At 40.0% G+C, this 24,638-nt stretch carries 21 protein-coding genes; 8 read left to right on the forward strand and 13 right to left on the reverse strand.

The genetic code is table 11. From position 1 onward, the window contains the following. Nucleotide 1 precedes the first annotated feature (1 nt). The 6 genes from H6G86_RS19430 to H6G86_RS19455 form a co-directional block, all read right to left on the reverse strand. Nucleotides 2-244: a CTB family bacteriocin gene (locus tag H6G86_RS19430; protein ID WP_190935671.1), complete on the reverse strand. Its 243-nt coding sequence runs from the start codon at nt 242-244 to the stop codon at nt 2-4. 98 nt (nt 245-342) lie between these two features. Then, a complete protein-coding gene (locus H6G86_RS19435; RefSeq protein WP_190935672.1) occupies nt 343-582 on the reverse strand; it encodes a CTB family bacteriocin in 240 nt (79 codons plus the stop codon). 52 nt (nt 583-634) lie between these two features. Beyond that, entirely contained in the window at nt 635-874 is a 240-nt protein-coding gene (locus tag H6G86_RS19440; protein ID WP_190935673.1) for a CTB family bacteriocin, read from the reverse strand. 52 nt (nt 875-926) lie between these two features. Beyond that, nucleotides 927-1,166 carry a CTB family bacteriocin gene (locus H6G86_RS19445; protein WP_163933140.1) on the reverse strand — a complete coding sequence of 80 codons (240 nt, stop codon included), beginning with the start codon at nt 1,164-1,166 and terminating at the stop codon, nt 927-929. Nucleotides 1,167-1,260: 94 nt separating this feature from the next. Further along, complete coding sequence (locus tag H6G86_RS19450; RefSeq protein ID WP_190935674.1) at nt 1,261-1,500, reverse strand: CTB family bacteriocin; 240 nt, start codon at nt 1,498-1,500, stop codon at nt 1,261-1,263. Nucleotides 1,501-1,587: 87 nt separating this feature from the next. Continuing rightward, nucleotides 1,588-1,827, reverse strand: coding sequence for a CTB family bacteriocin (locus H6G86_RS19455; protein WP_185585830.1), 240 nt, complete (start codon nt 1,825-1,827; stop codon nt 1,588-1,590). 434 nt (nt 1,828-2,261) lie between these two features. On the opposite strand from H6G86_RS19455, the gene H6G86_RS19460 reads away from it, so the two are divergent. Together H6G86_RS19460 and H6G86_RS19465 are read left to right on the forward strand one after the other, a co-directional pair. Further along, on the forward strand, nt 2,262-3,323 hold the full coding sequence (locus tag H6G86_RS19460; protein ID WP_190935675.1) for a Tll0287-like domain-containing protein: 1,062 nt from the start codon (nt 2,262-2,264) through the stop codon (nt 3,321-3,323). 43 nt (nt 3,324-3,366) lie between these two features. After that, entirely contained in the window at nt 3,367-4,161 is a 795-nt protein-coding gene (locus H6G86_RS19465) for a MinD/ParA family ATP-binding protein (protein ID WP_190935676.1), read from the forward strand. Nucleotides 4,162-4,341: 180 nt separating this feature from the next. On the opposite strand, the gene H6G86_RS19470 is transcribed toward H6G86_RS19465, so the two are convergent. Beyond that, a complete protein-coding gene (locus H6G86_RS19470; protein WP_190935740.1) occupies nt 4,342-6,933 on the reverse strand; it encodes a chloride channel protein in 2,592 nt (863 codons plus the stop codon). 194 nt (nt 6,934-7,127) lie between these two features. On the opposite strand from H6G86_RS19470, the gene H6G86_RS39570 reads away from it, so the two are divergent. Then, nucleotides 7,128-7,253, forward strand: a complete 126-nt coding sequence (locus H6G86_RS39570) for a hypothetical protein (protein WP_277883643.1) — start codon at nt 7,128-7,130, stop codon at nt 7,251-7,253. A gap of 91 nt (nt 7,254-7,344) precedes the next feature. Next, nucleotides 7,345-8,067 (forward strand): carbonic anhydrase, encoded by a 723-nt coding sequence (locus tag H6G86_RS19475; RefSeq protein ID WP_190935677.1) that lies wholly within the window; start codon nt 7,345-7,347, stop codon nt 8,065-8,067. Nucleotides 8,068-8,231: 164 nt separating this feature from the next. On the opposite strand, the gene H6G86_RS19480 is transcribed toward H6G86_RS19475, so the two are convergent. Next, complete coding sequence (locus tag H6G86_RS19480; RefSeq protein ID WP_190935678.1) at nt 8,232-9,083, reverse strand: SDR family oxidoreductase; 852 nt, start codon at nt 9,081-9,083, stop codon at nt 8,232-8,234. A 256-nt stretch (nt 9,084-9,339) separates the two neighbouring features. Here H6G86_RS19480 and H6G86_RS19485 point away from each other — a divergent pair, with 256 nt between their 5' ends. Next, on the forward strand, nt 9,340-11,013 hold the full coding sequence (locus H6G86_RS19485) for an alpha-amylase family glycosyl hydrolase (protein ID WP_190935679.1): 1,674 nt from the start codon (nt 9,340-9,342) through the stop codon (nt 11,011-11,013). A gap of 10 nt (nt 11,014-11,023) precedes the next feature. Then, nucleotides 11,024-11,179 carry a hypothetical protein gene (locus H6G86_RS19490; protein ID WP_190935680.1) on the forward strand — a complete coding sequence of 52 codons (156 nt, stop codon included), beginning with the start codon at nt 11,024-11,026 and terminating at the stop codon, nt 11,177-11,179. Nucleotides 11,180-11,240: 61 nt separating this feature from the next. On the opposite strand, the gene H6G86_RS19495 is transcribed toward H6G86_RS19490, so the two are convergent. Together H6G86_RS19495 and H6G86_RS19500 are read right to left on the reverse strand one after the other, a co-directional pair. Continuing rightward, nucleotides 11,241-16,664, reverse strand: coding sequence for a trifunctional serine/threonine-protein kinase/ATP-binding protein/sensor histidine kinase (locus tag H6G86_RS19495; protein ID WP_190935681.1), 5,424 nt, complete (start codon nt 16,662-16,664; stop codon nt 11,241-11,243). 475 nt (nt 16,665-17,139) lie between these two features. After that, nucleotides 17,140-17,409 carry a tetratricopeptide repeat protein gene (locus H6G86_RS19500; protein WP_190935741.1) on the reverse strand — a complete coding sequence of 90 codons (270 nt, stop codon included), beginning with the start codon at nt 17,407-17,409 and terminating at the stop codon, nt 17,140-17,142. A gap of 180 nt (nt 17,410-17,589) precedes the next feature. On the opposite strand from H6G86_RS19500, the gene H6G86_RS19505 reads away from it, so the two are divergent. Beyond that, complete coding sequence (locus H6G86_RS19505; protein ID WP_190935682.1) at nt 17,590-18,864, forward strand: proton extrusion protein PcxA; 1,275 nt, start codon at nt 17,590-17,592, stop codon at nt 18,862-18,864. A gap of 85 nt (nt 18,865-18,949) precedes the next feature. Next, nucleotides 18,950-19,426: a hypothetical protein gene (locus H6G86_RS19510; protein WP_190935683.1), complete on the forward strand. Its 477-nt coding sequence runs from the start codon at nt 18,950-18,952 to the stop codon at nt 19,424-19,426. 156 nt (nt 19,427-19,582) lie between these two features. On the opposite strand, the gene H6G86_RS19515 is transcribed toward H6G86_RS19510, so the two are convergent. The 3 genes from H6G86_RS19515 to hetZ form a co-directional block, all read right to left on the reverse strand. Continuing rightward, nucleotides 19,583-21,913, reverse strand: coding sequence for a transglutaminase-like domain-containing protein (locus H6G86_RS19515; RefSeq protein ID WP_524538512.1), 2,331 nt, complete (start codon nt 21,911-21,913; stop codon nt 19,583-19,585). 540 nt (nt 21,914-22,453) lie between these two features. After that, complete coding sequence (locus H6G86_RS19520) at nt 22,454-23,431, reverse strand: PatU (RefSeq protein WP_190935684.1); 978 nt, start codon at nt 23,429-23,431, stop codon at nt 22,454-22,456. After that, nucleotides 23,424-24,629, reverse strand: coding sequence for a heterocyst differentiation protein HetZ (gene hetZ / locus H6G86_RS19525; protein ID WP_114085764.1), 1,206 nt, complete (start codon nt 24,627-24,629; stop codon nt 23,424-23,426). The genes H6G86_RS19520 and hetZ overlap by 8 nt, the downstream gene beginning before the upstream one ends. Nucleotides 24,630-24,638 lie beyond the last annotated feature (9 nt).

Genomic DNA, 24,638 nt, shown 5'->3' on the forward strand with positions numbered 1-24,638 from the left:
GTTAGTAACTTTCAAGAGTGGGAGGAATGACACCAGTTGCTTTGATTTCGTGCAAACTTTGATGAGATATAGCAGTTTGCTGAGTGTTCAAAGAACTAATACCACCATTAGCGCCGAGAACAGTTGCACCAGCTTGCTGATCCAATGCGTTGTAGTTGTCAGCATCGACATAGCTAAAAGCACCACCAGCAACGTTGTCCAATTCTTCAGCAGATAATTCTACGGGCTTAATGTTGTCAGACATGATGTTTTCTCCTTAATGTGTAATGTGTTTAATGTGTGTTGTATCTGTGTTCAATAAAGCAATCTGCTTTATTGAGTTCTGCCCTGTGTAATTAGTTACTATTTTTCAAGAGTGGTAGGAAAGAAGCCAGTTGCTTTGATTTCGTGCAAATCTTGTTCAGATACAGTAGTTTGTTGAGCGGTGAAAGATCCAATACCGCCATTAGCACCAAGAACGGTTCCACCAGTTTGCTGATCCAATGCATTGAGGTTGTGAGCATCGACAAAGCTAAAAGCACCACCAGCAACGTTGTCCAATTCTTCAGCAGATAATTCTACGGGCTTAATGTTGTCAGACATGATGTTTTCTCCTTAATGTGCAATGTGTGTGTTATCTCAAATAAAACTGTTACTAACTAGCAAGAGTGGAAGGGAACAAGCCAGTTGCTTTGATTTCATGCAAACTTTGATGAGATACAGCAGTTTGCTGAGTGTTCAAAGAACTAATACCACCATTAGCGCCGAGAACAGTTGCACCCGCTTGCTGATCAATTGCGTTGTAGTTGTCAGCATCGACATAGCTAAAAGCACCACCAGCAACGTTGTCCAATTCTTCAGCAGATAATTCTACGGGCTTAATGTTGTCAGACATGATGTTTTCTCCTTAATGTGTAATGTGTGTGTTATCTCAAATAAAACTGTTACTAATTCTCAAGAGTGGAAGGGAACAAGCCAGTTGCTTTGATTTCATGCAAACTTTGATGAGATACAGCAGTTTGCTGAGTGTTCAAAGAACTAATACCGCCATTAGCACCGAGAACAGTTGCACCCGCTTGCTGATCAATTGCGTTGTAGTTGTCAGCATCGACGAAGCTAAAAGCACCACCAGCAACGTTGTCCAATTCTTCAGCAGATAATTCTACGGGTTGAATGTTGTCAGACATGATGTTTTCTCCTTAATGTGTAATGTGTTTAATGTGTGTTCTATCAAGCAGAACGCTTTATTGAGTTCTGCTCTGTGTAATTACTGCTCTGTTACTAACTTTCAAGAGTGGAAGGAAAGAAACCAGTTGCTTTGATTTCATGCAAACTTTGATGAGATACAGCAGTTTGCTGAGTGTTCAAAGAACTAATACCGCCATTAGCGCCGAGAACAGTTGCACCAGCTTGCTGATCAATTGCGTTGTAGTTGTCAGCATCGACAAAGCTAAAAGCACCACCAGCAACGTTGTCCAATTCTTCAGCAGATAATTCTATGGGTTGAATGTTGTCAGACATGATGTTTTCTCCTTAATGTGTAATGTGTATGGTTTATCAAGCAGAACACTTTATTGAGTTCTGCTCTGTGTAATTACTGCTCTGTTACTAACTTTCAAGAGTGGAAGGAAAGAAACCAGTTGCTTTGATTTCATGCAGACTTTGATGAGATACAGCAGTTTGCTGAGTGTTCAAAGAACTAATACCGCCATTAGCACCGAGAACAGTTGCACCAGCTTGCTGATCAATTGCGTTGTAGTTGTCAGCATCGACGAAGCTAAAAGCACCACCAGCAACGTTGTCCAATTCTTCAGCAGATAATTCTACGGGTTTAATGTTGTCAGACATGATGTTTTTTCCTTAATGTGTAATGTGTGTTATATCAAGCAGAAAGAGTGATTTGCTGGTTAGTCGCTTACCGCTTCCCTCGCTTGATGTCTTTAGAATACGAAATCAACTTAGTTATGTACATCTGAAAAACGTCTAGGATTTTACCTAAGCGAAGTAAGTAGATGTGGTCTGACTTTCGCTATATGGTATTGGGCAATAGGTAAGACTTTCGTCATAGGCTAACCAAGCTAGTTACTACAAAAGTCATGGATTTGCTTTCGATGTGGCATTTCACTGCAATATCGTAGTATGACTAAACGTAGAAGTATGAATGCAAAACTAGGATTGATCCTAATAAATGAGAGTATTCTACATCCATCACTAACTCAACTAAATTAAGAAATTATAGTTATCAGTCTCTAGCAATGTTGTAAATAAAAACTCAAACAACAATGTTTAATAGATTCAAATTAGCAACTAAATTTACTTTACTTTTATTACTGGTGTTCATCGGTGCGATCGCAGTTAGTGGTTTTGCTTTATCTCATGCACTTGAGCAAAAAGCAGAAGCCGAAATCGCTTATCGTAGCCAAGTTATTGCAGAAACTATGAACTCAGTGAGGAACTATACTCACACGCGTATCAATCCTATTTTGACACCAATGCTGGACACTCAAGCCACATTTATCCCTGAAATTGTTCCCAGCTTTGCAGTAAGAGAAGTGTTTGATAATCTTCGAAAAAACAAAGATTTTAAAGATTTTTTATACAAAGATGCCAACCTAAATCCAACTAACTTACGAGATAAAGCAGATGCATTTGAGATGGAACTTATCGAACGGTTTCGCAAGGAACCAGGGTTGAAAAACATATCCGGTTTTCATGATTCTTATGACGAGAAAATGTTTTATAACGCTCGTCCATTTTCCATTAATAATCCAACGTGTCTACGCTGTCATAGCACTCCTGAAGTTGCTCCAAAAAGTCAGATTGCTAGTTATGGTTCAGAAAATGGCTTTGGGTGGGAACTCAATGAAGTTTTAGGCACACAAATTATTTATATTCCTGCCAAGCAAGTCTTTGAGGATGCTCATCGTGCTTTTGTTCTATTCATTAGCTTATTTATTACGATCTTCGCCATCATGATTTTGCTCATTAATTATTTGTTAAAGCGAAATGTACTGCAACCGCTTAAACCAATGGCACAACTTGCTCAGAAAATTAGTATGAATGAAATTAGTGTCGAAGAAGCACAAGAGTACGATCGTGAAAAGCTAACATCGATTGTGCAACGTCATGATGAGTTAGGACAATTAGGACGAGTTTTTCAACGCATGGTGCATGAAATTTCTGCCCGTGAACAACAGTTCAGACAGCAGTTGCATACACTGCGTATAGAAGTTGATGAAGCTAAACGTGCGCGTGAAGTTGCAGAAATTGCTGAATCAAAAACATTCCAAAAATTGCAGGAGGAGGCAAAAGCAATCAGAAATAAACGAAATACTCCAAATTAATAATTAAGAATTACGAATTAAAAATTAGTATTGAGGATTTATTATGTCTGAAATTATTTCCATTCACTCATTCCGAGGCGGAACTGGTAAGTCAAACGTCACGAGTAATCTTGCTGCCCTAATCGCTCGTTCTGGAAAGCGAGTTGGGATAGTTGATACAGATATCCAATCTCCTGGAATCCACGTTCTATTTGGTCTTGAACAAGAACGAATTCGCTACACCTTGAACGATTATCTTTGGGGTCGTTGTCAAATTGAAGAAGCCGTTTATGACGTTAGCGCCATTCTCAAACAAAAACAAACATTTTTTGGTCGCCAGGGAAGTATTCATCTAATTCCTTCCAGCATTAAGATGAGTGACATTTCTCGAATCTTGCGCGAGGGCTATGATGCACGTCGGCTGAATGATGGTTTACATAATCTAGTTCGTCGTTTAAAACTTGACTATCTGTTGATCGATACTCATCCTGGCATTAACGAAGAAACATTGCTATCTATTATTCTTTCTGATGTCTTGGTGCTGATTCTCCGTCCAGATAAACAAGATTATCAAGGTACAGCAGTGGCGATAGATGTTGCTCGTAAGCTAGAAGTACCTAAAATGCTAATAGTGATCAACAAAGCTCTGCCATCTTTAGATTTCAAAGAGTTGGGGAAACGAGTGGAGAATACCTACAAAACCCCTGTGGCTGGAATACTCCCTGTTTGTGAAGAGATGTTTGAATTAGGGAGTGGTGGAATCTTCTGTTTGCGGTATCCAGATCATTCATGGACTCAAAAAATTAGTGCGATCGCCAAACAAATCACTGGTTCTGGAGTCAGATTGTTTGCTAAATAAGCGTTAGTTATCAAGGGTGGGTACTAGGGTAACAGATTTGAAAAACTGGACGAGTGCATTAACTGGAGCAGTATTATTGCTCATAGCTGCCCTAATTAAGGTGCAACCTTTACTGTATACTCGCCGATGAAAGTCAAAACTAATTCGTAATTCCCTACGTGTAAGCTTGCGCCTACGTAATTAAGTTTTGACCATAATAACTGTGCAATTACTCTTGCGAGAAATATTTTCTGCAATATTTCCTTGAATTACCTGTTGTAGTAGACTTTCACGGCTAGCTCCCAAAACAATAACATCACTATTGTCTTGCTGGGCGCATTCAAGTACAGCCTCAGAAACAGAATTGGCTTGGACTGGAGTCGCCACCACTTTACCTTTAACTCGGCGTTGGAGAAAGTGAACAGATTTATCTAGTAATGTTGTGTCAGGTAGAGACTTAGTAGGCTGGAATATTTGACATAGATTGATTTGGGGGGATTTACTTAAGGAAGCAAGAGCAGGTAATAACCGAATTGCTTGGCTGGAGTTAGGGCCACCTGCCATTGGCAGCAACCAACGGTCAAAAGCTCTTTTATCATCCAATTTAGCCAAGACAACATCACAACCTGCCTGTCGAATTATGGTATCTACCACTCGGCTGAAAACTCTACCAGGAGTTGATGTAGTGCCTTTCCATCCCATTAATACCAAATCAATATGTCGATCTTTGACAGTCTCCAAAATTGCTCCAGCGACATTATGGGTAACTCGAATCTGGGTGTGAACGGGAATCCGCCACTTCTCTCCTAACAGTATTGCTTTCTGTAAAAGCTCAAGGCTTTTGGTAATTTGTACTGGTGTTTCAGATGGGATACGGTTAGATGGAACAATAATTACTTGTAGGCATTCTATTTCGTAATTGTTAGCTCTAGCGATCGCCCCAGCCATTTCCAATAAAGTCTCGGCTGTCTGTGGATGCGAAAGTGGCACTAGTAACCTTCCTTTGCCTGTAGCTGGAGCGCGAGTTTGGTAAATCACATAAGAAGGTGCTGATTTCGATTCTATCTGTTGGGTATTACCACTCAACCTCTCTGCTTCTACACGGATAATATCACTACGAGTAATAATTCCTACTAGCTTCCGACCTTCTGTAACAGGCAAGCAACTTAAGTGATAACGATTAAGTATATGCAGCACATAAGCCAGCGTCGCTGTGGGACTCGCTGTTACTGGCTCTGGTGTCATAATCTTGCTGATAGTTGTATTTCCACTTAACTGTTGCGAGGCAAGATTAACTAAATCTTTCTGAGTGATAATGCCAACAACTTTACCTTTTTCTAAAATTGGGAAGTTGCGATGGTGAGAGTCGGAAAATGCCTGCACTGCCTCATCAATACTCATCTGGCTAGATAGGGTTTCGACACGTCGCTGCATCACATCTGCGGCAGTTATTTGTGCTAAAATCCCCTCTGTGCCTGGCTCTTTTGTAATGTGAATCCCTTTCCACTCTAGTAGAAGGTCATAGAGCGATCGCGGGTCAATTTTTTCCGCTACTAAATAAGCAATCACAGATACAATCATTAACGGTAGCACCAGATTGAAATCTGTCGTCATCTCAAACACAATGACGACTGCTGTAATCGGCACTTTAGAGACGGCGCTAAAAAGTGCAGCCATCCCCACATGAGCGTAGGTTGTTGCAGCACTCATTCCCAGCAAACTCTGTTCGACAGCACCAACCAAATAGCCAAGGGCAGCACCCAAGACCAATGTGGGAACCAGCAAACCCCCTGGCGCTCCTGAGCCGTAGGTTAAAATAATTAGGGTAAATTGGACTAAAAGAGCGATCGCTGCAAATAGCCAATTACCACTACCTACAAGCAAAATTTCTCTCAGCCCAGCATTATTGCGAAAGGTGACAGGTAACAGAGCGATCGCAACACCAGTCACTAACCCCACAATTCCAATTCGCCAGGGTAAACTCAGGTTGAGGAAACGCCGATTAATTGCCAGACTTGCAAGAATACTTTTATTAAACAGAATGCCTATTAACCCACCCAGCACCCCCAAAATCAAGTAGAAAGGGATTTCCTGAGCGAAGAAAGTGGTATGTGAAAATCCTAAATCCAGATGATTCAGATCCAAGCTGTGACTACCATACAGCCGGGAGATGACTGAAGCGATGAAAGAAGCCAAAATCGCAGTGCCAAGAGTGATACCTGACACATCTTGGAGTAATTCTTCCACTACAAACAGCACACCTGCGATCGGTGCATTAAAAGCCGCAGCTAATCCAGCCCCAGCTCCGGCGGCGATAAGTTGGCGACGATGCTCTGGTGAAGTCGGTACCCAATTACTAAGTTGATTTGCCAAAGCTGCCCCAATTTGAACAGTTGGCCCTTCCCGTCCTAAAGGCATTCCAGAACCCAGAACTAGTGTAGCGCTGACCAGCTTGACCAAAGCGATTCGCAGATTTAATGGCATCGGCACACGAGCCAATACGGCTTTGACTTCAGACATCCCACTACCTGATGCTTCAGGTGCGAAGCGCTCTACTAGCCAACCAGCTAAGATTCCCCCTACCAGTCCAATGCCTGGTAGTACCAAGTAGGCAGGCCAGATGTAGGAAAGATGTACTCGCCATGCTCCCGCCCAGTCTACCGCCTGTCCTAGCAGAACTGCTGCTAGCCCAGAAACTAAACCAATTATGCAAGCTTCAACAAAAGCCAAGCGCCTTGGTCGAAGCAGCTGACGGGAAAGCCTCAACCACAGAATTTTTCCCCCGGCTAATATATTTTTAGTAATCACTTGTCATCTGTTACAACTGCAAAAATCTCAAAAATATTTTTTTACGTACTTGTTTATAGTATTTCATTAAAAAATGAAATTAAAATGAAATTTATCTCTGCCAAATGATAGATATTTAGGAATCCTATAGAACTAATATTCGATTTCTGAAAACATTCAGTACACCTGAAAAAGGCTTCTTGGCTTTAGCAAGATTGCCTCTTGCCTCCTACGAAAATAATTATGGCTACGCCACGCTGCGCGAACAGAAATCCAAGCGAATTGCTATAGATAAAGTAGCCGTAGCGATCGCACATGAAGATTAAATGACTCTTAAATGGTGTACGATGGTACTCTTGCATCTTGCTTGAAGATGATATCTTCCTGAAAACAGCTTTGTTGTTATCAGCTAGATTAATGAGTCGAATTAATGGATTTGTAGGACGACGTGACTTCTTAAAATTTGCCAGTGTGGTAGGTATTGCGGCTACTGCTTTTGGTGATAGCTTTTGGAATAGAGAGCAAACTGCTATTGCTGATATTCACCCAGTTAGCTCTAATCCAGTGAGTCCTAATGAAGCTATCAAACGCTTACTAGATGGGAATCAAAGATTTATCAATCAAAAACGCCAATATCCCGATCAATCATTAGAACATCTGCGATTAGTCGCTAAAGCTCAATATCCCTTTGCCGCCATTTTGGGCTGTGCAGATTCCAGAGTCCCTGCGGAAATCGTTTTTGATCAAGGACTTGGAGATTTATTTGTCGTGCGAGTTGCTGGTAATGTGGTCAGTGACACAGTTATAGGTAGTCTGGAATACTCTGCAACAGTATTGGGCTCGCAGTTGATTGTGGTTTTAGGTCATAAAAGATGCGGTGCAGTGGCAGAAGCAATCAAAAACGAACCACTTCCTGGAAGAATTGGTTTGATTATTGAGGGCATCAAACCATCTGTTGAAAGAGTAAAGTTAAGAACGGGTGATAATATGCAAAATGCAGTTATTGCCAATATTCAATATCAGACTGAAAAATTGCAGGAAAGCTCAACAATTTTAGCTAAATTGCTCAGTGAAGGTAAACTGAAAATTGTTGGTGCTTGTTACGATATTGACACTGGTAAAGTCAACATAATTACTTGAATATATAATACCTTTTAAGCGTAGTATTCTGAGCTTAACAATGTTATAAGAAATTATTTATCAAATATTTTTATGTGTAGGCATCACCGTACTAAAATGGGGAAAATGGACGTTAAATTTTAGAAATAATGGAATTATAACTGCTGACAGAGAGCAAAATAAACTTATAACCAAAACTGTCGATAGTCTTCGATATACTGCCGTATGGTTAGAGGTGAACGATTGAGCAATTGCTCAGTATCAGATGTGATGTTGCCTGCCAATCCTAACCGAGCTGTAGTGTAGATTAATAGCATTACTAAAATAAAGTCTATTGGCAGCCCCGATGAGCGCATTTGTTGAATAAACTTTAGCAGAGAAGGATTATAGCGTATCGGTTTACCTAAAATCGATGTGAAAATGTCTGCTACTTCGTAATAGGTTAAGGCTTCTGCACCCGTAAGCGGATATGCTTTTCCCTGATGCCCATCTTCGAGTAAAGTACGAACTGCAACGGCAGCAATATCCCGCACATCAATGAAACTTGTTTTCCCGTTACCAGCTGGAAGAAGCAATTCCCCACGAACTTTGATGTCTTCTCTGTGTGTAGTATTAAGATTTTGCATAAAAAAGCTGCACCGTAAAAAGGTGGCTTTAATACCCAATTGGTTTATATAGCGTTCAATTTGGGAGTGTGGCACAAAAGGGTTGCGTTCGGCTCCCAGTATTGAAAGAAATACGATATGCTCAACGCCTGCAAGTTTTGCAGCATTTAGGGCTGGGGCAATTTGTTTACGAATATTAGCAAGGGCAGGCGGACGCACTAAAAAAAGTTTATTTACTTGAAAAAAAGCATAATCAAAGGTGTCAGGATTGGTAAAGTCGAAGGGAATAGTTTGGATATTGCTGCCTAAGAGGTGTTTAGCGCTGTTTGGATTTCTAACTGCGGCACAGACATTACAATCGTGGGATTGCAGTAAGCGAAGAACTTCTTGTCCGACGTTTCCAGTTGCACCTGTCACTAAAATTTTCAGCATAATAAGCTATTACTGTTACTCATTAAGAACACCGCTATAATTAATATTTTTTGAAAGAAAGCCGTTTATGCTTATCCGAAAAGTATTGAATGAGTACTTGCTAATAATAATTATTGTAGAGTGTGGGGAGTCAGGAATGCAAATAGCAGCTCTGACTCCCGTGTTTTATTCACACTTAAGAAAGAAGCCACAAATTATTTTTTATTAGATAATATTTTTATTTACTATACGTAGAGAAAGAGCTAAAAGTATAAAAATGGCAAATTTAACTGAATTTACATTGTTTGCTCCTCGCAATAAAGGAGCTGCTTTAATCGGGTCTTTTTCGGATTGGAAAGAAATTCCAATGTCAAAAAGTGAAGATGGTTGTTTTCGCACTAAAATTAAACTGGAAGATGGCGTTTATCAATATAAATTTCGCATTCAAACCAAAAGTCCAAATTTTGCACCTGATGAATGGATCGATGTCATTGATCCTAAAGCAACAGAAGTTAATGAAACAGAAAAGTACGGTATAGTCCGTATTCAAGATGGGCAACGCGTTGTTGATACTTACCTTTGGCAACACGATGAAATGCCGTTGCCTGATAATCGGGAATTAGTCATATATGAAATGCATGTTGCTGATTTTACTGGTGATGAAGTTGATTCTCACGAGCGAGGCAAATATCTAGGGATAATTGCTAAGTTAGATTACCTTTGCGAATTGGGAATTAATGCAATTGAATTAATGCCAGTTAATGAGTACCCTGGTGATTATAACTGGGGCTATAAAGTTCGTCACTTCTTTGCTACAGAATCTAGTTATGGTTCAACAGAAGATTTAAAGCGATTGATTGACGAGTGTCATGGTAGAGGTATTCGCGTCTTTATGGATGGAATTTATAACCACACAGATGAAGAATGCCCCTTAATACTAATTGACCGCAATTACTGGTACTACGAACACAAACATTATCCTGAAGACCCAGATAATTACTGGGGGCCGGAATTTAACTATGATAATTACGACAAAAACTTAAATATTCAGCCTGCATGGGAATACATCGGCGATGTGGTAAAGTTTTGGATTCAGGAGTATCACATTGATGGAATTCGCTTTGATGCAGTGCGGCAATTGGCTAACTTTGAATTTCTCAACTGGCTAACTAAGCAAGCGAAAAGCCATGCTGCACCCAAGCCGTTTTACAACATTGCTGAACACATTCCCGATACAAACACTGTAGTCAAGCCAGATGGGCCATTAGATGCTTGTTGGCATGAGAGCTTTCGCTACTTTTTAGTTCCATATATTTGTGGAAAATCATTTGAATTAGAACAACTCAAGCAGATTTTAGACCCCAAACAGCAGGGTTATGCGATCGCTACCAATGTGATAAATTATTTGGCAACCCATGATCGCGAACGTCTATTACGAGAATTAGGCAATTGTGGCATCTTTGACGCAACGGCATTCGAACGAGCCAAGTTAGCAGCTGTTTTGTTAATGACGGCGATGGGTGTACCGATGCTGTGGATGGGAGAAGAGTTTGGCGAATACCAGCAAAAAAGTGAAGATGTGACTAAGCCACAGAAGATTAATTGGTCTTTGTTGTTAAACGACCAAAATTATGATTTATTTGAGTATTATCAAAAGCTGATTGCTCTACGCCAGCAAACTCCAGCTTTGCAAAGTGACAATGTTGAGTTTTTCTACGAAAATGCAGATGATAAAGTGCTGGCTTACAGCCGTTGGGATGAGCAAAATTCTCATGTCGTCGTTGTGGTAAATTTCTCCGATCGGAGTCTAAATCAATATAAAATTTCCAACTTTCCAACTACTGAAGATTGGCGGGATTGGGTTGGTAATCGGGAAGTGAAATCTGGAGAAGATGGTTTAGTCACTGACTTGCCAAGCTATACAGCTAAGATATTTATTTTGCAAACATAAGCAACCATAGGTGGCAATACTGCTTGGTTCAAGGGAAAAAGAAGTGGAAGGCTCGATATATAAGGTTTTATTCCCTTTCCCCCAAAACCCGGCAAGTATTGCCATAGATAGGGTAGATAAAAGAAACTTTACCATTGAGCGATCGCTGGCTGCTAAACATGGCTGAAATACCTAAATTGCGTGTAGTAGAGTTTTCAGACTTTTTCTTCCGTCGAACTCAGGTTAAATCAAGCGAGAATCGGTAAGGTGATGACAAATTCAGTTCCTTTACCTGGTGTAGAATTCACATCCAAACTCCCGTCATGTTTTTCTACCACAATAGACTTAGCGATCGCTAATCCTAAACCCGTTCCTTTACCTACCTCTTTGGTAGTAAATAAATGATCGAAAATCTTTTGTTTGACCGCTTCATTAATCCCTTGACCATTATCAGCAATTGATATTTTTACATATTTATCTGCCTTTAATGTTGTAATTGTAATCCGGTTAGGATTAGCTTGAATTTCTGCAAAGCTCTGCCCAATATTTGATTCTTCAAACGCATCAATTGCATTAGCTATGATATTCATAAATACCTGATTTAATTGACCTGGAAAACAATTAACCAAAGGTAAATCTCCATAGGTAGTAATTACTTCAATAGCGGGATGTTCTTCATTTGCTTTCAAGCGATGTTTGAGGATTAATATTGTACTATTAATTCCTTCATGTATATTAAATGGCACTTTATAATCTTTGTCAGCACGGGAAAAAGTGCGGAGACTAGTACTAATATTTGTCAACCTGTCGCAAGCCACCACCATTGCATCTATCATTTTGGGTAAGTCTTCCAAGGTATAATCTAAGTCAATTTCTTCGGCATGGTCTTTGATTTCATCACTCTTGTTGGTCAAGGTCTTTTGATATAGCTTTAAGTGTTTAACAATATCATTCAGGGTCGGTTTAACTTGTTGGAGAGTAGCAAAAATAAAGCCTAATGGATTATTCATTTCATGGCCAATTCCAGCAACTAAATTACCCAGTGCAGACATTTTTTCACTTTGGACAATTTGCAGTTGTGCTTGTTGTAAATCTTGTAATGCTTGTCCAGCTTGTTGATAAAGTCGAGCATTTTCTAGGGATATTGCTGCTTGAGAAGACAATAAGTGAATGACTTTGAGACGAGCGCTAGAAAATACTCCTTGAGTCAGTTGATTTTCTAGGTAGAGAATTCCCACTAAATGCCCTTGATTAATAATCGGAGTACAAAATATACTTTTGGGTTGATGTTGCAGTACATATTCTCCAATTAAACCAGGGATATCTGTTTTGCAATTGTCAATCACAACTTTTTGTTGGGTATTTTTGACATAATAGATAATATTTAAAGGAATGTCTCGACAATTATCTAGTGATTGAGGTTCGAGTATAGTCTGCATTTTTTTATGCTCAATAAAAGTAATTGCTCGAACTTGCCAATTGCCTGCTTCAGGAAGCAGCAGCACAGCTTTTTTTGCACCAGAGTTTTCTATGATAATGCGAGTGAGGCTGGCAATAAGTTGCTCTAATTCCAGAGAACTGGAAATAGCAATAGCTGCTTTGAGGACAGAGGTAAAATCCAGACCATCGGAAATAGCAGTACTGCCAGTACTATTTGTACAACCAGATGAGGAAGTTCCACGCAAGCTAATAGTTTCTAGGGGGTTGAGGGTAAGTCGTTGCTGTTCTAGGATGGGTTTGAGAGGTTGAGGATAGTGTTTTTCTAAGTCCAAGATTTTGGCTTTTGCACCCCAACGGCTATAGCAATAGTAGGCTTCATGTATATAATCTGAGGCGGCTTTTTCTTTGCCCCAATTGAGGAAAAATTTAGCTGCAAGTTCGCTGGCGAGGGCTTCTTCATAGCCATAACCTTGACGTTGAGCTTGAGCAATGGCTTGTTCGTAAAAATCGAGTGCTTCTGCTTTTTGTCCCTTTAAGCGTGCTTTTTCTGCAAGTATTAGCAGACACTTGTGGAGAATATTTTCTGGGCAGGCTTTTGCCCAACTGTTTAAGCGTTCCTCTAGGGGAATTAGCGCTTGCCAATGGAACTGACGCTCTTGCTCGTCGCTAGCAATTTCAGCTAGAGATAGATGCATTAATGCTACATAAAACACGCTAGAAGGGACTTTTGCATGGCTAGAGATGGTGTTTTCAATTATGCTCAGTTGGGGAATTAAATCTGGGTATGCAGCTTTGTAGTCAAATAAATAAGCATGGCGGATTTTGACAGAATATAACCAAGCTAGATGATAAGGGCTATTTCTATATTTTTGTAAATACTCAGCTTCACTGAAACTATCGTCATCAAAGCTGAAGGGATTTTTTGTTAAACCAAGAAGATTGCGAATTGGTTGAATAACTCCAACGATTAAAGCATCTAGGTTTTCTAAACTTTTGATGCGACGGAGAAAATCTGCATGGGCTTGGGCGATCGCATATAGGTCATCTAGATTTTTACCATAAGTGAGGCGATCGGAACCACTTTGCATGATCATAAAGCCAACGGTCAACCAGTTCCCTGCTTCCATACCATACTTATAGGCATTGTCATAGTATGTATCTGCTTCTCTAATTGGATGACTCCAGCTATGGACATCCGCAGCAAAGATAAAATTAGTCATTCCCCGGACATCTGCATTATCAAACTGTTCACAAAGTTGCACCGCCATTTCTCCAAACTGATAAGCTATTCCCAAGTCCTTGAGGATGGCATTGGCAATTAAGGCATAACCGGCATAGCTAAAGGGAGACATATCGCTGTTACCATACTGCAAAGATAAAGTGGTCATCTTGGCGAGTACTAGCAATCCTAAAGTCGATTGACCATTAAGCCATGCAGCATAGAAGAGAATTTGTAAAATTCGCAACATTTCTGCAATACTGGCATCTGACATTTTGGGAAGATTGAGAATGGATTCAACAGTCTGCTGCTTTAAAAATCTGTTAACTATGGCAATTTCTTTGTCCAGACTCGCTTGAATCAACTCTTGTTCTGTAGGCATTTCCCAGTCAAGTAGTTGTAAACTTTGGCTTTGCATAGCGATCGCTTCTGCATTGCGTCCTTGAAGCTGATATTGAGTCATTTGCACGCGATAAATCACTGCTTTGTCCAGGGGTGTTTGAGCATAGCTTAGTGCTTCCCCATAAAGGGCTTCGGCTCGGTCAAAATTACCACACAGATAAGTTGCTTCTGAGCCATCACGGTGCAAACTGTACATTAGTTCATAGTCAGTCTGCCAAGCAGTTACGGGTAATAAATCAATCCCAGTAGTACAATAGCTCTGAGATGCTTGATAAGCAGCCGACAGTTTTGCTTTTTGTCCTGCTTGCAGGTTTAAGCGAGCCAGCTGTTTTTGCTGCTCATAGGTAGCAATGCTCGAAAGAGAATCATTTTCAGCGATCGCACCTTGTCCCAAATTCAGTTGGTTTACTAGGTCAAAAATCCGTTCTTGTTGCTCCTGCTCGGATAACCCTTGCAATAACAATTGACCAATCATCAAATGTGTTTTTTGTTTTTGATCGGACGGAATTAAGGAATAAGCTGCTTGTTGGATGCGATCGTGGAGAAATTTATATCCAATAATTTCGGAATTTTCTTGAGTAAGAGCTTGATTTTCTGACCCCACAAAAAACTTGTAAACCTCACTTTGAGGTAAAATCAAACCTTTCTGTAAAGCATTCCACAAACAAACAGCCGTTTCTATTTTTGATTGTTTAGAAACAATCGCTAATGTTTCTAAATCAAACTGATTGCCGATACAAGCAGCTAATTTTAAAATATCTTGAGTTGATTCTGGCAATTTTTGTAATTGCAACGCCATAAATTCAACGATATCATTTGTGAGCGATCGCTGATTTATGTGCGTGATATCACATTGCCAACATCCCAATTCTAAGTTAAATTCAATTACTCCATCTTGATGTAATGCTTTAAGGAACTGTGTAGCAAAAAATGGATTACCTTGAGTTTTCTGAGATACTAAGCGAGAAAGAGTCCATGCCAAATTTTCTGAGCATTGAAGTGTGTCAGCAACTAATTGATTTACCTGCTCTTGACTCAGTGGTGCTAAAGTAATCTTATTAATGGTGGCTGCTGTTTTTTGGATATCATTCAAAGTCAACATTAACTGGTGTGCTGGGTTGACTTCGTTATCACGATAGGCACCAATTAATAAAAAATGCTTTGTATCAGCCATTAATAACTGCATTAACATCAGTGATGCAGAATCAGCCCATTGCAAATCATCTAAAAACATCACTAATGGATGTGCATCACTCGTAAAAACTTTGGTGAATTTCTGAAATAATAAATTAAATCGATTTTGGGCCGCAGTTCCTGATAATTCTGTAGTAGGTGGTTGTTGACCAATAATTCTTGATAATTCGGGGATAACTTCAATAATTACCTGTCCGTTCTCACCAACCGCTTCTAAAATCTTAGTTTTCCATTGCTGAATTTGAATATCGCTTTCTGTTAACAATTGTGCCATTAAATCTCGGAAAGCTTGCACAAAAGCACTGAAGGGAATATTGCGATTAAATTGGTCATATTTACCTTTAATAAAATAACCGCGTTGACGAACAATTGGTTTATGAACTTCGTTAACAACCGCAGTTTTACCAATCCCAGAAAACCCCGCTACCAGCATCATTTCTGTAGCACCTTGGCTAACTCTTTCAAATGCTTGGAGTAGGGTTTCTACTTCAGTTTCTCTTCCATAGAGTTTGTCAGGAATAATGAAGCGATCGCACACATCTCTTTGAGCAATTGAAAAACTATCAATTCTGCCAATTTCGTTTAGCTGATGTAAACAAATTTCTAAATCAAATTTCAGCCCTAATGCGCTTTGATAACGGTCTTCGGCATTTTTTGCCATTAATTTGGTCACGATGTCACAAAGAACTTGGGGAATTTCTTCGCTATTTCCTAAAAGTGGAGGTTGTTTCGCAATATGACAATGCACCAACTCCATCACATCGTTTGATTGAAAGGGTAACTTTCCTGTAAGTAATTCATAAAAAGTAATACCTAAAGAATAAAAGTCAGTCCGGTAGTCAATTCCCCGATTCATCCTTCCTGTTTGTTCTGGGGAAATATAAGCCAGCGTACCTTCTAATACATTGGGGCTGATGAGCGTTTGGGTTTCCCGTGGTAATAAAGAGGCAATACTAAAGTCAATTAGCTTTATTTGCTTAGCTTCGGGATTAATTAATATATTGGCGGGTTTTATATCTTTATGAATAATTCGATGACGGGAAAGTATATCTAAGGCATCACATAAAGATATTGCGATGTGTAAAAATTCATTTAGAGATGCAACATTATGATTGTTGGCAAAATAATCTTTAAGGGAAATTCCCCCAAAGTCTTCCATCACCAATATATAAACATTCTGGTATGGTTCCAGAGTATAAGTTTGAATGATTCCGGGATAGTTGAGATTTTTGGTAATGGTGTACTGGTTACGAAATTGTACGAGTTCGCTAAATGTAGGATAAAGATTTTTTAGCAGTTTAATCACCACTGGTTTTTGATCAGTTTCCCGATATCCCTGATAAACTAGGGTTCTAGAGCCGTTATAAAGTTCTTTGCTAACTTGATAACCGGGAATAATGACTTGGCTGCTAAACATACTGCGTTTATCCTTCGAGATTTTTTATGGCTCCTCTAATATCAATCATTTAAACTCTGACTGCATTGGTAGAATTAATGACATTTACTTCAAGGAATAATAAAGAAATCTCTTGGATGTTTTAATTAGGGCGTGTTTTAAAAGTCGATAAAATTGTTGAAAGTACTAAAGATTAATCAATTTAGCATTTACCTATAATTCTTGTACCGCAGCATCGAGGCGAATTGACATAGCGGCAATGGAAGTCACAGTGAAACACTTTTTAAACAACCTCTTAAGTCTGTATTGGACTCAACGGAGAACCGTTAGAAAATATTTTTCCCATATCCTTACTATTGAAGCTTTTTAATTAACTCCAGTAGTTGTTGATAATCATCTGTTTTCCCTTATTCCAAATCTGACTTTTCATGTTATGTGGAAAAGTCCACCAAAAACCTAACCCCTAACCCCCTGAAAATTCAAAGTCTCTCTTCTTTTAGGAGAGAGAAATAGAAGTGAGGTTTTCCAGATGCCGTGAGAAGTCAGGTTCCAAATTGAGATCAGGAGCTTTCTGTAAATCCGCGATCGCACCTTGTTTATCTCCCAATGTATAATGGGCAACCCCCCAACCAGTGTAAGCGGGAGCCAAGTTAGGATTAATCCGCAAAGCTTGATTAAAATCAGTAATTGCTCCCTTTTTGTCTCCCAACTCAAAGCGGGCAATTCCTCGACTGGCGTAAGGTGGCGCAAGGTTGAGGGGATCGATAACGTTTTACTACCGACGAAAGGACTTTTAAAACATCCTCTAAGGCTTGTTTCCCATAAAGTTGAATACTGAGTTTATTAATACTCTGCCTTAATGGTTAATAATATTTTAAACTAGGTATTACCTACTTTTCATATTTATGTAATTATAATACACATGGTATAAATCTTTATACATATAATGAAAAATTCATTTACCAAAACAGCAGAATTGCTTCGCCAAAATTTGCAAAATTATTTGCGATCGCTTAAAAATTGGTTTTTCGATACACCAGAAAGGGCACTCTTAGAAGCTCAACAAGCCGCTCAGAGAATTAAAAACATCGAAATAGAACATTTTGAAGGTAAAAAAATATCTTCAGAATCAGTAAAATATACTGAAACTGCGATGTCTTATTGGCAAGTCTATCTTGATAAAAACTTAACTATTATCAAGTTCAGGCTGGCAGAATTCCAACTTAGTCGGGGAATTGTCAATATCTCTAATTCTGTTTTATTAGAAAAGCTGAAGGTGATTGATGAAGTTGTAGAGAAATATGCTATCAAAGATGACCTGATTAGTAACAGTGAGTTATTGTCAAATAATGAACTACTAAAAGTTAATCAGAGCGAAATCAATAACCAACCAGAATTGTCTAATATTAAACGTCTGCCTCCAAATCAGAAAGCTAGAGCTTTACCTGGGTCTCTTGGCAGAACTATTAATAAAATTAAAGGAGATTTTTCACCACAGGGAGAAGAAGAATTTGTCAGAAATTACCGTATTTCTAAAAATAGAACAAAGATTGGTCTAAGATTTTTGCTCACTTTAATTATTGTTCCACTTTTGACTCAGATTTTATCTAAACAATTGTTAGTGATTCCTATATTAGAAAAGACTAGAGGAGAGAATAAATCTCAAATTTTCATCAATTCTGACATGGAAAAAGAAGCTCTCCATGAATTATCTAATTTTCAAAAAAATTTGAGATTTGAATCTTTATTAAATAATGTGCCAGCACTTTCTTCTGAGGTAATTCAAGAAAAAATAAAGGACAAAGCAATTGAGATAGCTGAGGAATTTAATCTAAAAACTAATAGTGCGGTTAGTAATGTTTTTGCTGATTTGATATCATTAATTTCTTTTAGTATAATTATCGTTTATAGTAAAAAAGAAATTGTGATTGTGAAGTCTTTCATAGATACTATAGTTTATGGATTGAGCGATAGTGCTAAGGCTTTTATAATTATTCTCTTTACAGATATATTCGTAGGATTCCATTCCCCAGATGGGTGGGAGGTTCTTCTGGAAGGATTTGCAGAACATTTAGGTTTGCCAGCCAGTAGAAATGCGATATTTTTATTTATTGCGACATTTCCTGTAATTTTAAACACTATCTTTAAGTACTGGATATTCCGCTATCTGAGTCGCTTATCTCCATCGGCATTAGCAACATTAAAAGAGATGGACGAGTAATTTATAATTCATAGTTATATTATTTTGATGCATTTTTCTGATGATTCGCTAGGCTATGTATATCCTGGTTTTTCTGAAGCGTACTATGGATTTTGAAAGTAAAGCCAATGCCCCAACTTCCACAGACAATATAGAGTTTGCTCAACAAACTACTAGCCGTAAGCCATTGCAATTGCTGCGAGATACCGAGGCTTTACTACGCCGCCCAACTGTAGCAACACTGTCGCCGATTTTGCCACCAAAACTGAGCAATAAATTCCAAGCAACCTCATCTTTGGCAGATGACTCCTTTAAGGAATTGGCAGAAATTGACCTAGACACTATTAGTGATTTTGAACTGCGACCAGTACGAATTCGTGTTGGCTTAAGCTTTGTTGGTTTTGGGGCACTGATGATATTAGTGCTACTACTGTACTTGAACACCTTGCATCCAGAACTCAGCACTGGTGAGGAGATTCGGCAATACTGGTATCAATATGTTTGGTTTGTTAGTTTGGGTGTTGCAGGGATGTTTATGTTGGGTCGGGAAGCAATGCGTCCTATGCCGAAACGACGGAAATAATTCTTAACGAGGCAGGTTGAAAGACGGGTGTAGCTGCAGCTATATTTGGTATTTTAGGATTTATTGCATTTAGAGTTTCTTCTATAGGCCTTACACAAAACATCGTATGAATTGAGGGTTAGCAAACACACGTCAGTTGATAACCCGCAACTGGAGTTACTTATCAGCCTTACCAGCCTTTTTGATACCTTGCCATCTTTGTCGCAGTCGCTTCAAGTTAGGCGTATGACCACCATAACGCCAGCTAATATAAGCTTGGCTAATTTCATCTATTACCTCAGCAGTTGCTGGGGGATGATGCTGGTATGATCCTCTGGCATACTCTAAAGGTGTTTGTGCTGGATGTTTACCTAAACCTTTTTGGGTTGTCCATTGCAGCATTTGTTGATAAAGGCTTTCCATTGCTGGCAATTTCTTTAACCATCGGCGGTTGCGCCACTCTCGCCACTGACCCCAACCCAGCCAACCGAAGAAAGCCGCTGTAGTTGCCAAGATTAAGCCAGTTAATATACCAAACCAACCTTGAGAAAATAAAGCTAAAAACCAAGCGATCGCTCTAATCACCCACCTAAATATTGTCTCAAATACATTATTCAATAAACCTGTCACTGGAGAAGGTAGCCATCCAGCAACCCAGTGCCATAACTGACGCAATACACTAAAAGTCTGAGTATCTTCTACTGATGGAGGTATGAGGGGATGATTGGGAATCGGGTCAAAGGCAAACCAGCCATATTTCGGAAAATATACTTCTGCCATCGCATAAGCGTCAGTATTACGGACAACATATAGCCCAGTAAATGGATTAAATTCTCCTGAACTAAACCCTGCCACTAACCGCGCTGGGATACCAATGGAACGTAGCATCACCGTGAGAACTGTGGAAAAGTGGTCTGGATAACCACCTTTATATTTGAATAAAAAAGCTTCTACTAAGTCATCTTTTTCTCCCAAATAAGGCAAATCTAAGGCATTTTGGGGAATAGTGTAACGTTGCTTTAAATATTGAGCTAAGTAGAGAGCCTTTTCATAGGCTGAATCTAGGCTTTTAGAAGACTTTGTGACTCCTTCCCGACTGTAGTTAGCAAGGATTTCTTCGGTACGTTGCCGGACTTTTTCGGCAATTTCGGGAGGAATTTGCAGATAATGCTTTTTAATCTGTCGCGGATAATTAGTAGAAGCTTGACCTAATTTAGTGCGATCGCGGTATGGTACTTCAGAAATTACTGTGTAGGTGAGTCCTTCTGATAATTCCACAGGCGATCGCAATCCATCTTCTTTATCAACCGCAACCATTGGTGTCGGAAAGTAAATCTCTTTGGGATAAGCCATCGCCGGAATTAGGTTAGGCAAGTCCGCCACTACTGTATAAGTTTGTACTATTTCTTGGGTTTTAGCAGTAGTCAGAGGTGGGTTCAGGAAAATTTGGTAAGACCAAGGCGATCGCTTGATGGTCGTAACATCTTCATTACGCGAAACTTCCCATCCTTTACCCGTATAGCGGTCAAATCCTAGTACTCGCCAAAAACCCTCAGCTTGCGATCGTACCCGCATTACAACCTTGGGTTTCATCTCGCCCCGCAAGTTTTGATTCATTTGGCTATTAAAACCGTAATAAAAGTTATTATCTACCTTACCTGGTTCACCACTTTGGCCTTGTCCCGTACCACTACCACTACTGCCTTGATTATTACCACTACCTTGACGGACATAACCGGGATTGATGATAGTACGCCCTGTAAAATTACCTTTTAACTGGATAGCCGAACTTACAGGAAAATTCCGTAATTGATAACCGGGAAATCTTGGTAAAACAGCAAAAATTGCCAGTCCCAGACTGACAATTAGTAAAAAAGTCAGAGTTAAAAATTTAAAATTAAGAGTTGAGGAATTCTTTGGGTTGAATTTTTCCTTTTGAGTTTTTAATGGCTGTAAACCCAAGCGTGAGCGATAATCTAGCACTAAAGTTGGCAGAGCGATCGCTAAAAATAACAGCAATACAGGTGCAAATGCTAAAGTCTGACTTAACGTTGCCGCCACACCCAATAAAATCAGTCCTATAACAATTGAATAGCCCAAATTTTTCCGGCGGGGTGTATCAAAGCTGTGCAACACCTGAAGTTGAATTAATAACTCCGCCAAACCCAACCGCGTATCATTCAACTCTCCCACTAACCGCCCAAAGAAAGCACCTAGGGCTACTAACATTCCGATAGCGATGCAAAACTGAACTGCAACATTGCGATCGCGGCGACGATAGTAACTCCAAATCGCACCCAATACACTCAGGGGTAATGCCCAAAAACTGAATGAAGTCTCGGCGGCGATATCTGTCGCCCCAATTCCCAAAATAACCAATGCTAGCACCAGCACCCGCAAGGAAATTGAATCTTCCACTTCTGTCAAAGGCGATCGCTGCAAATTTTGCCGCCAGAAATTACCCACAGGGACACGCCAAAACCGATTCATCCTGGATAAGTTGAGCATTTCGAGTCTAAGTTATAGATGCCACGGGAACAATGTTGAGGACGAAACTATTCGCCCTACTTTAAAGTATTCCCGTTAGAAGAAGCTTTATTATCCTGTCTTCATTCATCTATCAAGGTTTAGCGCCTATTTTTACAAAATAAAAAGGTTGAAAACTCTGTTTTCAACCTTTGCTTCCCTTCTCCTGTCTTAGGGTTTGATTGTGCCAAGAGTGAACATAATTTTGTATAAAAAACACCACAATCGAATAAATTCGTTGTGAAAATTGGTTGCTTGGTAAAATAGAGGCGAAATCAGCACAACAAACTAACTCGTTCCCAAGGGTTTGCTAGTAACCGAGTGGACTGACGAGTATCCACGAACATTCAATTTATGGGATGGAGAGTGAGTCTACACCACTGATTAACTGTAACCACGCCTAAGTATAAGTAAGCACCCTGTTGCTAGTAGTATCTAGAGACTGAAAAATCCCCAAGGCAACAGCTAGGGAATAGTTACCTTAAGATATGCGGCATTACGTACTAGCTGTAGTAATCAATATTACACAGTGGGATTAATGACAAACAAAAGCGGCTGTTGGTCTATTTCTGGAAACTCAACTTCCAGAGTATAAGTTGGGTTAAGTTGCTCACAACCTAACTCTACACTTAAGTATCCCGAAGTCGAAGATGTTGCCATTGCTAAAGTTCCACTTCCACGAAGTATCAAAGTTCCTTTAACAGGTAACTCAGCCTGAACAAGCAACTTCGTAAGTTTACCTACAGACTGATACTCTACTCTGATGTTCAAATTACCGACAGTAGTTAGCCATTGTCTTTCTACCACTGGGCTGCTTGCTGAAAGTGGTAGAGTCAAATTTTCCAGCAGTTGTTTAGCTGCCAGCAACGACAAAGCCATCTGTTGACGCGGCTGTAAATCTGAGTAATCGCTCTGAATATTGGGCATTGTCTCCAGAGTACTGACAGAGCGATAGGTACTTCTTAGCACCAATCCAGCTATATCATTTAATGCTTGAGACTCGTTGGGAAAAAAGTTCTCCACCACTTGAACTAATTTTGCCCCTAGAGGGACTGAAGATGTCACCAATGCCTGACACTGTTCCAGCAATTGCTGGAAAACTCTCTCCGGCAAGGGGCAAGGAAGTTTCAGTTTCGACTGTTGGACCATCCATCCCCAGGTAGGAACGAGCGTCATTGACGGCTCATCAACAAAATCGGGATAGTCGATTAATTGTGTTTCCCAGGGAAACAAAGGTGGGTGGTCTTGGGCTTGGATTTGTAACCGATGTTTAATGACGGCTTGAAAACGATCTTGCACAGTAGGAATTTCTCCCAATTGAAGGGTCTGGGGCGTTACTCCCAATTTTGGCTCACTGCTTTTTGAAGCAGTGGCTTCATTGATGAGTTTTTTTACCCCGTCATTTTCCTCAGATTCTACCGATCGCTCGTTATTTTTGACATCATCTGTCAATAACCAACCGAGATACTGGTATTGTGAGGATTCTGAGTCACTATTCATGAGTAGATGCACCTGATCCGGACACTAATGAGTTACGAATTTCCCAAGCTTGCTCAAGAATCTTAAACCATCGCTTTTGAAGTTGTGCCATTGACAGCCCTAAAGTTTTGGCGATTTTTTCATCGGCTTGTCCTTGTTGCTTCAACTCTAATAAAGACCGTTGCTTATTGTCCAGCTGTGCTGTGTATACTTGCCATTGCTGGGGAGTTAAGCCCAAATTGGTGTGCAAAGAAGCTTCCAGCCACTCGTGAACTAATTCCCAACGGTGTAATAAAGCAAACCGAATTAAATGATACTTGAAGCGCTGCTGTAAGTAATCTCTCTGACGAGGGGTTAAACCTAAAATCGACTCTATTTCTTGTGCTGAGAGATCCTGGAGGCGGAGGGAAAAGTAATCAGCACAGTCAGATTGTTGTCGTTGTTCGAGATAATTCATTAATTCTGTCACCACAACCGAACGCAAGGTATCTTCTTCAGGTTCGGGTTCGGCTTGCGTTGCCATTGTGGAGCGCAATTGATGCACTGCGGGTTCTTCCCAAGAACCATCGCCTTCGTTATTGCTACCTTCTGCGGCTTGTTCTATATCTACGCTGGTTTCTGGGGGCTGCTGTTGAGAAAAAGTTTGTGCCCGCAGGATAATTAGCTGCTGCTGACGGCCTGGTAAGGGAATGCGTCGTTTGCCGTAGCGCTCGGTAAATGCCATGTACTCAGACAATTCTAGAAGCGTCTGAGGGCGATAAGTAGCACCAAGTTGATTTTCTCGACGGAAAGCGTTTAATGCTTCCAGATAAAAACTTTGTAAAAAATCTTCGATTATAGTCAGTCGCCCTTGATAACTCAATTGTTTCTGAGGCGGATTAATGTATCGATAAATAATTGCACTCAGAGTACTGTGTAATTCTACCCTGCCCCGATTTGAACCCAACTGATAGTACCTGAGACACTGTTGTAGCCGATGCCGAGCCAGGGTCATCGCCGAGCTTTCTACAGTTCCCGAAGCTTGAATACGTTTGCTCTCATGGCAAATCCGATAGACTTCGGTGGTAATACGTCTTGCTACATCATGGCAATTCTGTTCCGAAGCTTTGGTCGATTGTTGAAACTCCTTGGATAGGAGTTGAAAGATCACCTCCACGCCTTTAGAATTTTCTCCCAGAATATTTGCAGATGGAATTGTTGCGGTTGCGGCTGAATTCATAGTCTCAGT

The organism is Nostoc sp. FACHB-133, from assembly GCF_014698055.1.
Classification (GTDB): Bacteria; Cyanobacteriota; Cyanobacteriia; order Cyanobacteriales; family Nostocaceae; genus Nostoc.

Bases quoted from the DNA above. Each gene is read 5' to 3' on its own strand.
- H6G86_RS19430 (WP_190935671.1), bottom strand. From the start codon at position 244: ATGTCTGACAACATTAAGCCCGTAGAATTATCTGCTGAAGAATTGGAC.
- H6G86_RS19435 (WP_190935672.1), bottom strand. From the start codon at position 582: ATGTCTGACAACATTAAGCCCGTAGAATTATCTGCTGAAGAATTGGAC.
- H6G86_RS19440 (WP_190935673.1), bottom strand. From the start codon at position 874: ATGTCTGACAACATTAAGCCCGTAGAATTATCTGCTGAAGAATTGGAC.
- H6G86_RS19445 (WP_163933140.1), bottom strand. From the start codon at position 1,166: ATGTCTGACAACATTCAACCCGTAGAATTATCTGCTGAAGAATTGGAC.
- H6G86_RS19450 (WP_190935674.1), bottom strand. From the start codon at position 1,500: ATGTCTGACAACATTCAACCCATAGAATTATCTGCTGAAGAATTGGAC.
- H6G86_RS19455 (WP_185585830.1), bottom strand. From the start codon at position 1,827: ATGTCTGACAACATTAAACCCGTAGAATTATCTGCTGAAGAATTGGAC.
- H6G86_RS19460 (WP_190935675.1), top strand. From the start codon at position 2,262: ATGTTTAATAGATTCAAATTAGCAACTAAATTTACTTTACTTTTATTA.
- H6G86_RS19465 (WP_190935676.1), top strand. From the start codon at position 3,367: ATGTCTGAAATTATTTCCATTCACTCATTCCGAGGCGGAACTGGTAAG.
- H6G86_RS19475 (WP_190935677.1), top strand. From the start codon at position 7,345: ATGAGTCGAATTAATGGATTTGTAGGACGACGTGACTTCTTAAAATTT.
- H6G86_RS19480 (WP_190935678.1), bottom strand. From the start codon at position 9,083: ATGCTGAAAATTTTAGTGACAGGTGCAACTGGAAACGTCGGACAAGAA.
- H6G86_RS19485 (WP_190935679.1), top strand. From the start codon at position 9,340: ATGGCAAATTTAACTGAATTTACATTGTTTGCTCCTCGCAATAAAGGA.
- H6G86_RS19495 (WP_190935681.1), bottom strand. From the start codon at position 16,664: ATGTTTAGCAGCCAAGTCATTATTCCCGGTTATCAAGTTAGCAAAGAA.
- H6G86_RS19505 (WP_190935682.1), top strand. From the start codon at position 17,590: ATGAAAAATTCATTTACCAAAACAGCAGAATTGCTTCGCCAAAATTTG.
- H6G86_RS19510 (WP_190935683.1), top strand. From the start codon at position 18,950: ATGGATTTTGAAAGTAAAGCCAATGCCCCAACTTCCACAGACAATATA.
- H6G86_RS19515 (WP_524538512.1), bottom strand. From the start codon at position 21,913: ATGCTCAACTTATCCAGGATGAATCGGTTTTGGCGTGTCCCTGTGGGT.
- H6G86_RS19520 (WP_190935684.1), bottom strand. From the start codon at position 23,431: ATGAATAGTGACTCAGAATCCTCACAATACCAGTATCTCGGTTGGTTA.
- hetZ (WP_114085764.1), bottom strand. From the start codon at position 24,629: ATGAATTCAGCCGCAACCGCAACAATTCCATCTGCAAATATTCTGGGA.